This is a genomic window from Janthinobacterium sp. GW456P, from assembly GCF_002127655.1.
Taxonomy (GTDB): domain Bacteria; phylum Pseudomonadota; class Gammaproteobacteria; order Burkholderiales; family Burkholderiaceae_D; genus Janthinobacterium.
The window spans coordinates 1-8636 of record NZ_NEHB01000058.1 but is presented as its reverse complement, the minus strand read 5'-3'; the positions used below and the strand labels follow the sequence as shown (position 1 = coordinate 8636).

Annotated in this window: 4 protein-coding genes and 1 pseudogene; 4 read left to right on the top strand and 1 reads right to left on the bottom strand. The window is 66.5% G+C overall.

Features of this window, described 5'->3' with window-relative positions:
• From CBW66_RS29170 to CBW66_RS28030, 4 genes and pseudogenes are all read left to right on the top strand, one after another.
• Nucleotides 1-495 (top strand): annotated as a pseudogene (locus tag CBW66_RS29170) (peptidase M24); the annotation flags it as partial.
• Nucleotides 492-1559, top strand: coding sequence for a galactokinase (galK, locus tag CBW66_RS28040; protein WP_086140999.1), 1068 nt, complete (start codon nucleotides 492-494; stop codon nucleotides 1557-1559). The pseudogene CBW66_RS29170 and the gene galK, both read left to right, overlap by 4 nt.
• Nucleotides 1560-1640: 81 nt before the next feature.
• Nucleotides 1641-3473 (top strand): glycoside hydrolase family 2 TIM barrel-domain containing protein, encoded by a 1833-nt coding sequence (locus tag CBW66_RS28035; RefSeq protein WP_170933147.1) that lies wholly within the window; start codon nucleotides 1641-1643, stop codon nucleotides 3471-3473.
• A gap of 51 nt (nucleotides 3474-3524) precedes the next feature.
• Complete coding sequence (locus tag CBW66_RS28030; protein WP_086140998.1) at nucleotides 3525-7343, top strand: NAD(P)-binding protein; 3819 nt, start codon at nucleotides 3525-3527, stop codon at nucleotides 7341-7343.
• Between the two features lie 335 nt (nucleotides 7344-7678).
• On the opposite strand, the gene CBW66_RS28025 is transcribed toward CBW66_RS28030, so the two are convergent.
• Nucleotides 7679-8200, bottom strand: coding sequence for a hypothetical protein (locus CBW66_RS28025; protein ID WP_139841824.1), 522 nt, complete (start codon nucleotides 8198-8200; stop codon nucleotides 7679-7681).
• Between the last annotated feature and the right edge of the window lie 436 nt (nucleotides 8201-8636).

The window sequence follows — 8636 nt, the reverse complement described above, 5'->3', positions numbered from 1 at the left end:
GCCGCGTCGCCGCTGGGCGAACGGGCCGTGCTGGCGCTGTGCGCGCAAGGTTTCGGCCTGTGCGCCAGCCTGAGCCGCCAGCGCCGCTTCCGTCCCGCCCGTCCCGCGCGCGACGGCATCGGTGAGGCCGACGCGGCCATCCTGGCGCTCGAAGCGGTGGCGCTCGATGCCTGCGTGGCGGGGCATGCGCTGAGCATGGTGTATCACGCGCTCGACAGCGCCTATGCGTATGCGGGCCAGCCCGATACGGTACAGGAATTCCGGCAGGGCGGCATCGCCGGCTACCGCGCGCCCGAGGTGGCCGCCGGCGCGCATACGGAAATCGCCCTGAAGGAGGGCATGGCGCTGGCCTTCCATCCCAGCCTGCCCGGCAGCATGGTGGAGGATACTTTCCTGCTCAGCGGCGGGCGCCTGCACAACCTGACCTGCGACCCCGAGTGGCCGGCGGCAACGGTGCAGGGACGGCGGCGTCCGCTGACCCTGGAAGTGCAATGATCACACACGACGCGTATTTCGGTGCCGTCCCCGTGGTGGCGGCCTCGGCGCCCGGAAGGGTCAACCTGCTGGGCGAGCATACGGACTACAACGATGGCTACATGCTGCCGTGCGCCACGCCGCAGCGCACGCGGGTGATGCTGGCGCTGGCCGCCGACGGGCACCACCAGTTCTATTCGGCCACCCTTGACGAACTCGTGCGTTTCGAGCGCCAGAGCGCCGCGCCGCCCGGTTTCGGCCGCTACCTGGAAGGCTGCATCCGCCTGCTCGAGGAGCGCGGCGTGGCGGTGCCGGCCGTGCGCGGCCACATCGATTCGGACGTGCCGCCGGGCGCCGGCCTGTCGAGCAGCGCCGCGCTGGAGATCGCCATGCTGCGCGCGCTGCGCCAGCTGCTGGGGCTGCAGATCGACGACGTGTCGCTGGCGCTGATGGGGCAGCAGGCGGAAATCCGCTACGCGCAGGTCCATTGCGGCGTGATGGACCAGATGGCGTGCAGCCTGGCCGACGAGCGCCACATGCTGCTGCTCGACGCGCGCACCCTGCGCCATGAACTGCTGGCGCTGCCCCACGACAGCGAGGTGCTGGTCATCGACAGCGGCGTGCCGCGCACCCTGGCCGGCAGCGCCTACAACGCGCGGCGCGCCGAGTGCGAACAGGCGGCGCGCCTGCTGGGCGTGGCCGCGCTGCGCGACGTGCGCGAGCTGTCCCTGGTGGAAGGCTTGCCCGAGCCGTACCGCCGCCGCGCGCGCCACGTGGTCAGCGAAAACCTGCGCGTGCTGCAGGCTTGCGGCCAGCATGGTCCCGTGCTCTTCGGCCAGCTGATGGCGCAGTCGCACGCCAGCCTGCGCGATGATTACGAGGTATCGCTGCCGGTGCTCGATGCGCTGGTGGCGCTGCTGTCGGCGCAGTCCGCCGTGTACGGCGCGCGCCTGACGGGCGCCGGTTTTGGTGGCGCCTGCGTGGCCCTGTGCCGCAAGCAGTGCGCGGCCAGCGCGGGGCGTACGGTGGTACAGCGCTTTAACGCTTTGGGACGCCACGCACGCATGCTGGTTCCGCTCGACTGAGCATGGTTTGATCCTGCTCATGCGCCACTGCCCAAGCGCCATACGGCGGAACTTGCCCCATGCGGCACGCATCCAACTGGCATGCTCGATGACCATCTCTCCCCACCCGATACGGATGACGGCCAGGCCGGTATCGCCCTGCCTGGGGCGGGCGGCTTCGCCTATCCCCGCCCGCAGATGGTGCGCGAGAACTGGCAATCGCTGAACGGCGCGTGGCGTTTTACTTTCGACAATGAACGGCGCTACCGCCTGCCCGACGGCGGCATCGGCTGGACGCACGACATCATCGTGCCGTTTCCGCCGGAATCGCAGGCCAGCGGCGTGGGCGACCGCGGCTTTCACCGCGTGTGCTGGTACCAGCGCGACTTCCTGCTGCAGCCGGGCGGACCCTGCGTGCTGCTGCATTTCGGCGCCGTCGACTACCATGCGAAGGTGTGGCTGAACGGCCACGTGGTGGCCGAGCATGAGGGAGGCCACACGCCGTTTGTCGCCAACATCAGCCATGCCCTGCTGGCCGACGGGCCGCAGGTGCTGACGGTGCGCGTCGAGGACGATCCGCACGACCTGGCCAAGCCGCGCGGCAAGCAGGACTGGCAGCTGCTGCCGCATGCCATCTGGTATCCGCGCACCACGGGCATCTGGCAAAGCGTGTGGATCGAGCGCGTGGCAAGCACCTATATCGGCAAGCTACGCTGGACGCCCGTGTTCGAGGGCTATGAAATCGGCTGCGACGTGTTCGCCATGGGCGACCTGCACGACGACCTCACGGTGGGCGTGCGCATCTGGCATGGCGACAACCTGCTGGCCGACGACCAGTACAAGCTGATCGAAAACGAAGCGAGCCGCAAGATCGCCCTGTCCGATCCCGGCATCGACGATTCGCGCAACGAATTGCTGTGGAGCCCGGAGCGGCCCATCCTGCTCGATGCCGAAGTCACCCTGCGGCATGGTGACGCTTTGCTCGACACGGTCAGGTCGTACACGGCGCTGCGTTCGGTGGCCATCAACCGCGACCGCTTCATGCTCAATGGCCGGCCGTATCCGCTGCGCCTGGTGCTGGACCAGGGTTACTGGCCCGACACCCTGCTGGCGGCGCCTTCCGATGCGGCCTTGCGGCACGACGTGGAACTGGCCAAGGCCATGGGTTTCAACGGCGTGCGCAAGCACCAGAAGATCGAGGACCCGCGCTTCCTGTACTGGGCCGACCGCCTGGGCTTGCTGGTGTGGGAAGAAATGCCGTCCACTTACCGTTTTTCCGGCAAGGCGATCACGCGCATGGTGCGCGAATGGACCGACGTGATCGAACGCGACTACAGCCACCCGTGCATCCTCGTCTGGGTGCCGTTCAACGAATCGTGGGGCGTGCCCAACCTGACGGCCATCCAGGCCCACCGCAACGCCGTCGAGGCCCTGTACCACCTGACGCGCACGCTCGACCCCACGCGGCCCGTGATCGGCAACGACGGCTGGGAAGCGTCGGCCACCGACATCCTCGGCATCCACGATTACGACTGCGATCCGGAACGCCTGCAGGCGCGCTATGCGATCAGCGATTCGGCCCGCACCACCTTGTTCGACCAGCGCCGCCCGGGCGGGCGCATCCTTACGCTCGACGGTTTTCCGCACCGGGGCCAGCCCATCGTCCTGACGGAATTTGGCGGCATCGCCTTTGACCGGGAGCAGGGGGAAACCGATACCTGGGGCTATGCGCGCGTGCGGAACGAGGCAGCCTTCCTCGACCTGTACCGGCGCCTGATGACGGTCGTCAATACGGCGCAAATGTTCAGCGGCTTTTGCTACACGCAGTTCGCCGACACGTTCCAGGAAACCAATGGCCTGCTGACGGCGGACCGAACGCCGAAGGCCGCGCTGGAACTGCTCAGCGCGGCCACCCGCAATATCCGGCTCAGCTGACCGCGGCGTGGGCCTGGCAAGTTTCATCAATGCAGGATCTAGGAGGCAGGCATGGCCGATACCGATGGCGCGGCAGCGCCATTCCTCACTTACTGGCAGGCGGGCTACGAGGGCGCCGACCACGTCACGCACGGCGGCCATGCGCTGGACATGAACCGCGCCACGGGCCACCTGGACAGGGGGCGCGAAGACTATCTGCTGCTGCGCCAGTTCGGCATCCGCAGCGTGCGTGAAAGCATAGGCTGGCGCCTGGCCGAGCGCGACGGCCATTTCGACTTTTCCTGCATCGAGGAGCGCGCCGCCGTGGCACAGGAGCTGGGCCTGCAGATCAACTGGACCTTCTGCCACTACGGCTGGCCGCCCGACGTCGACCTGTTCTCGCCGGACTTCGTGCCGCGCTTTGCCCGCTATTGCCGGGCGGCGGCGCGTTTTCTTGCGCCCTACGCGGGAGCCGCGCCCGTGTATTCGCCCGTCAACGAAATCTCGTTTACCAGCTGGGGCTTGTCGGTGCACATGTTCCAGTGCCTGAACATGCAGCGGCCGGACGCGGGCCACGAAGGCAAGCGGCAGCTGGTGCGCGCCACCGTGGCCGGCTGCGACGCCATCCGCGCCGTCAGCCCGCATGCGCGCTTCCTGCAATGCGATCCCCTGATCCACGTGATCGCGCCGCCGGGACGGCCGGACTGGGCCGACCAGGCCGCTGCCTGGCGCGCCTCGCAGTTCGAGGCCTGGGACATGCTGTGCGGGCGCCAGGCGCCGGAACTGGGCGGCGCGCCACGCTACCTGGATTTGATCGGCCTGAACTACTACCACAGCAACCAGTGGGAAAGCGGCAGCAACCTGCGCCTGTGGTGGCACCTGGGCGAGCCGCGCCGCATGCCGCTGCACCAGCTGTTGCTGGAAGTGGGGCGGCGCTATGGGCGGCCGCTGCTGCTGGCGGAAACGAGCCACGTGGGCAGCGGGCGCGGCGCCTGGATACGCGACGTGGCCGCCGAGGCGGCGCTGGCCGTCCAGCACGGCGCGGACCTGCGCGGCATCTGCATCTATCCCGTCATCGACCGTCCCGACTGGGACGATGCCAGCCACTGGCACCGCAGCGGCCTGTGGGATGTCCGCCTGGAAGAGTCTGGAGGGGAGCGGCTGCGGCGCATCCTTTCGCCGCCGTACGCGGCGGCACTACGGCAGGCCCAGCGCCTGACCGCACACCTTTGTTCAACGTTTGCCCCGGCGGGGCAGAAAGGAACTGGCATGCGAACCATCATCGTCTTTTCACACCTGCGCTGGAATTTCGTGTATCAACGTCCGCAGCAGCTGCTGTCGCGGCTGGCCCAGTTCTACCGCGTGGTCTTCGTCGAGGAGCCAGTCTGGCAAGACGGACCCGGCACGCTGGAGCTGTCCACCCCGGCGCCGAACGTGACCGTGTGCCAGCCCCGCACGGCCGTGCGGGCGCCCGGCTTTCACGACGACCAGCTGGCCGTGCTGCAACCCCTGCTGGCCCGGATCACGCCCGCCGACGACCCCATCGTCTGGTTCTATACGCCGATGGCGCTGCCGCTGCTGCCGTCTCTGCACGCGGGCCTGGTGGTGTATGACTGCATGGATGAACTGGCCGCATTCAAAAATGCTCCGCGACAATTGCTGCAGCGCGAAACGGCCCTGCTGGCGCGCGCCGAACTGGTGTTCGCGGGCGGCCCCAGCCTTTTCGAGGCGAAACGCACGCGCCATGCGAACGTCCATTGCTTCGCCAGCAGCGTCGATACCGTGCACTTCGAACAGGCGCTGGACCGCCACAACGGCCATCCCGCGCAAGCGGAGATCGGACGGCCCAGGCTCGGCTATTACGGCGTGATCGACGAGCGTTTCGAGCCCGCCCTGGTGGCGGCGCTGGCCGACGCCCATCCCGACTGGCAGATCGTGCTGGTCGGCCCCATCCTCAAGATCGATCCGGCCAGCCTGCCGCAGCGGCAAAACATCCATTACCTGGGCCAGCAGCCGTACCAGGCGCTGCCGCACTTCCTGGCCGGCTGGGACGTGTGCCTGCTGCCCTTCGCCAGGAACGAGGCGACGTGCTTCATCAGTCCGACCAAGGTGCTGGAATACATGGCGGCGCAGTTGCCCATCGTCAGCACTACGATCACCGATGTGGCCGTGCCGTATGGCGGCATCGTGGCCATCGCCGACACGCCCGAGGCCTTTGTCGCCGCCTGCGAGGCGGCGCTGGCCGCGGCGCCGGAACAGCGCGCGGCCATGGCCGCCGGCATGCGCGCCATCGTTGAGTCCACCTCTTGGGATGCCACGGTGGAACAGATGCGCAACTTGCTCGACACCACGCCGCCGGCGCAGGGAGCCCGCCAGGCGGTGCCCGCCGCCAGCGCGGCACAGGCCGCCACACCGGGCGCGGGCGTCAACCTCCTGCATCCGCCCGGTGCGCCGCAAGCCGTGGCCTGCGCCATCATCGGCGCCGGGCCGACGGGCTTGAGCGCCGCCTATCACCTGGGCGCCGATACCTTGTTGCTGGACAAAAATGACGCCGTGGGCGGCTGGTGCCGCTCCATCGTCGACCGCGGTTTTACCTTCGACCATGCGGGCCACATCATGTTTTCCAACGACGACTATGTGCTCGACATGTACCGCACCTTGCTGGGCACCAACCTGCACTGGCAAAACCGCGAAGCCTGGGTGTACAGCAAGCAGGTCTACACGCGCTATCCTTTCCAGGGCGCGCTGTACGGCTTGCCGCCGGCCGTCATCAAGGAATGCATCGTCGGCGCCATCGAGGCGCGCTACGGCAAGGCGCCGGCCGTTCCGGGCCATGCAGCGGCTGGTGCCTGCGCCGTGGAAGACTGCTGCGCCGACGGCGGCACAGGGCTGGAACAGACGCACGACGCCGTGGCGGCGCCGGGCCAGGCGGCACTCAATTTCGAGCAGTTCATCCATCAGGTATGGGGCAGCGGCATCGCCCGCCATTTTGCCATTCCCTACAACAGGAAATTATGGACCGTGCCGCTGGCCGAGATGGAAACGTCGTGGCTGGGCGGGCGGGTACCCTTGCCGAACCTGGAAGACATCATCGAGGGCGCGCTCGAACCGGTGGCCAGGCCGATGGGCCCGAATGCCCGTTTCGGCTATCCCTTGCGCGGTGGTTTCCAGGCATTGATGTCGGGTTTCCTGCCGCACCTGCTAGGCCAGCTGGAACTTAATGCCGAGGTGGTGCAGATCCTGCCGCGCCAGCACCTGATCGTGCTGGCCGATGGACGCCGCTTCCGCTACCAGCACCTGCTGAGCACCATGCCCTTGCCGGAACTGGTGCGTCTGAGCGGCGAGCAGGCGCCGCAGCAGGTACGGGCGGCGGCGCGCGCCTTGCGGCATATCTCCGTGCGCTGCGTCAACCTGGGCGTGGCACGTGAAAACATCAGCGAGAAACACTGGATCTACTACCCGGAAGAGACGATATTCCACCGTATCTTCCTGCAAGGTAACGCCAGCCCCCACTGCAATGCGCCGGGCGGCTTTGGCCTGACGTGCGAGATCAGTTATTCGCCATGGAAACCGTTGCCGCTGGATGGGCAAGCCCTGATCGACCGCTGCGTGGCCGATTGCATCGCCGTGGGCTTGCTGCGCGACGATGACCGCCTGCTGGCTGCCAACCAGGTGGACATGCCCTACGCCTATGTCGTGTACGACCACGCGCGGGCCGCCAACGTGGCGCTGGTGAAGGCTTGGCTGGCTACGCAGGATATCGTGCTGGCGGGACGCTACAGCGAATGGGAATACTACAATTCCGACCATGCCTTCCTGGCCGGGAAAAAAGCGGCGGAACAGATCGCCGGACTGGCAGCCAGCCGGCGCAAGGTGAGCATGGTGGAATAGGCGCTTGCGCAGGGGGAGCCTGGAACGGCGCTCCCGGCGCAGGATGGATAGGCAAACAGGGAAAAGGCGTAAACGGGGAAAGGCAGGGAAAGGCGTAAACAAGAAAAGGCAACAGGCAACGGGCAATAGGCAACAGGCAACAGGCAATAGGCAATAGGCAACAGGCAACAGGCAACAGGCAACAGGCAACAGGCAAGACAGATGAAATACAACAGGCAAGGCGGATGATATACCGGCCTTGCCTGTCTCAGGACGCTGGCGGCGCGGTGTCGCGCCGGCGTTCAGCGTCCGGAACGCCAGTCCCAAACGCTATCGCGCATGGCGACGCGGTATGTCTAGTAGCGCTGCAGCAAGCCGTTGACCACCTTGACGTGATCGCCGATCTGGTAGCTGGGCTGGGAGTTTTGCATGAGGGTTTGTGTGCTGCCGTCGTCCAGGCGCAGGGTGACCCGGTACTGCGTATTGCCCGAGGTGCTGCCCGCCGTGCCGGAACTGCCGGATTGCATGTCGCCGCTGCGCTGCTCCATTCCGCGCGGCACTGGCTCGATCGACTGTACCGTGGCAGAGGCGATGCTGACGCCCGTCTGGCTGCCGTCCATGTTCATGGTGTTATTGGCCGTGGAGGTACGCGTGTCGGCGCCGCCGGTGCTGCTGCCCGTGCCGGCATTGCTCATCGTGCTGCTGGTGCTGGTTCCGGTCGCGGTCCCGGTCGATGTGCTGCCCGTCCCGGCCGTATTGCTGTAGCTTTCACCGCTGCGGCCATTCGTACTGCTCATGCCGGTGTTGTTGGGATTTGAACTGCAGGCGGCCAGCATACACAGCAGGCCGGCCAGCGCCATGGTTTTTTTTGCTCTCATCTTGTTCTCCTCTTGGTCTGACAAAGTGGTAACCCGGTTTTCAGGGTGTGGCGGAGGTCAGCGTCAATGGCGCATGCCAGGCATGGCCGTAACTACTGCTAGTAAGAGAGCCGGGGAGGAAAGATGTTCGATCCTTGTTATTTCACATTGAGATACATCAAGCGCTTCAATTGTCGAGCTTGGTATAAAAGACATTCTTGTACGAATGTGCACAGCGTCAGCGCTGTCCCGATGTCCTTCCCGCTGCTTATCTCAGGAGAATAAATGGCTTCCGATTCCACTAGCGTCAAGCTGATCAATGAGTTGGTGATTGCGGTGTATGGTGCGCCGGGCACGGCGAACGATATGCGCGCCCGCCATGCACTGACCCAGGCCCTGCATGCCTTGAGCCGGCTGTCTCGGTCGGAGCAGTTGATGGAAATGCGGCGCGATGCGG